Raw genomic sequence first — 1931 nt, forward strand, 5'->3', positions numbered from 1 at the left:
AACAAGCCAACACTCAAACCTACAAAGAAGACTACTCTAGTGCTCAAAAAGACTTAGACACAGCAAACACTGATAAATCAGCTAACATTACAGCACAAGCTAACGATAAAACTCTTGCTCAAAATAGCTCTAGTGTTGCTAATGATTTACAAAATCTTAACACAGACTCTCAAAGTATCACTAAAGCTCAACAAGCCTTACAACAAGACTTAAGCAAAGAGCAACAAGCAATAGGTAAAAGCAACTTTGATACATACCACAATAAGATTGCAAGCGATGAACAAAAACTAGCTAAGGCTGAAAAACAATTCTCTAATGAACAAACCACATTACAAAATGATGTAAAGATAGCAAAAGAGGAACAAAAACAAAGTGCTAACAATCCACATATAGTAAGTGGCAATGGTAATCAAGAACATTCTAATAAGCATAATAAAGTTATAGCTAATAATGGCGATAGTTCTAACAAGGAAATAAATAGTAACAATCCACATACAGCAAATAACCCACACCAACAAACTACCCACTCAACTACAAACCATAATAACGGCTCTAGCCCTAAGCAAAGCAAGAATGATAATCATGGTCCTAAGAAAAACCCTAACCCTAGTAGTGGCTCAATTCCCACTCATCATGTAATTTCTAACCCTAACCCAACAACCCCAACTAAAATAGCCATTAATGGAACAACCATTACTCTAGCTCCAAATTCCTTTAAAATAAATCAAACCACTACTTCTTTCTTACAATTACAAAATAACCTTAGTGAGTTAAAAACAGCATTGGAAAGTCAAAATTCTATGCTTGGCTCATATGAGAATACAAAATCTTACAAGGAGATTACCAAAGACTTGAATAATGCCTTTAGTCTTATAAAACAAGTTAGCGATACACTAAAAAACAACTCTAAAGTGAGCCTTACTTCTTTAAATAACCAAATGTCTCATGCTAATGAGGCTTTAAGCACATTGGTTACACAAATACAAAATTCTATAGATAGTAGTGTGTCTAATGGCAATGACAATAAAGAGAGTTTAAAGTTATTAGCTAACACCCTTGAAGTTATTCAAAACGCTAGTAAAGTAGTTCATCAAGCACAAGCCAATGTCTCACAAGTAGCCACAAGCTATATTTCTTATAAAGAGCCTACTACTCAAACCCAAAGAACTAATCAATCAGCCTATGGACTAGATATTCAAATAGGTTATAAATACTTCTTTGGTAAGAAAAAGCATTGGGGTATTAGAAGTTATGCCACTTACTCTTATATGTATTCTAGTGCTAGCACTGCTTTTAACGATAAAGACAATAACTTAGGAAAAACTAATCATCATACTTATGGTGCAGGCTTTGATTTCTTATATAACTTCTATGAGAGTAAGAATAGTATCTATACTACAGGTATTCTATTGGGAATAGAATTACTAGGTTCTACTTGGGATAATTCAAACTATGCTCTATTAAATGATTATGCAAAAGACATTAAAGCTTTAGGTGCTAAAGCACATATAAATACTAGTGCTTTAGAGCTTCCTCTAGTTATAGGATTTAGAAGTAATTTCTCTAAGCATAATGGGATTGAATTAGGATTTAAGATTCCTTTAATCACTAATGATTACTTTACAAGTAATCTAAAGGGCTATAAAGAAACTATTATCTATAGAGATAATGTTAATTTGTATTTTAACTATGTGGTGAATTTTTAGAGAGATTGGATTGATTAAAAGGAGGGGATTTAAGTTTATAAAATAGGGTTTCGTAGTTTTGATAAATCTTAGATTAAGTTCTAGGATTTAATCTGTTTTTAAAGTGCATTAATGAGTTACTATAGGGGTTAAAGCCTCTATAGTAAGGCAAGTTTTTAAAGGTCTCAAAAAACAATAATGATCATTGTAGGAAAAGCAGCTAAAATTTAAGGCTTTAAGTTCTTT

At 32.2% G+C, this 1931-nt stretch carries 1 protein-coding gene; it reads left to right on the forward strand.

Annotation, left to right across the window (positions count from 1 at the left end):
• Positions 1-1706: outer membrane protein (locus C6H25_RS08440; protein ID WP_158653921.1), on the forward strand; the 1706-nt coding region annotated here is incomplete at its 5' end.
• Positions 1707-1931: the final 225 nt, after the last annotated feature.

Source organism: Helicobacter cetorum (assembly GCF_900198405.1).
GTDB lineage: Bacteria > Campylobacterota > Campylobacteria > Campylobacterales > Helicobacteraceae > Helicobacter > Helicobacter cetorum_C.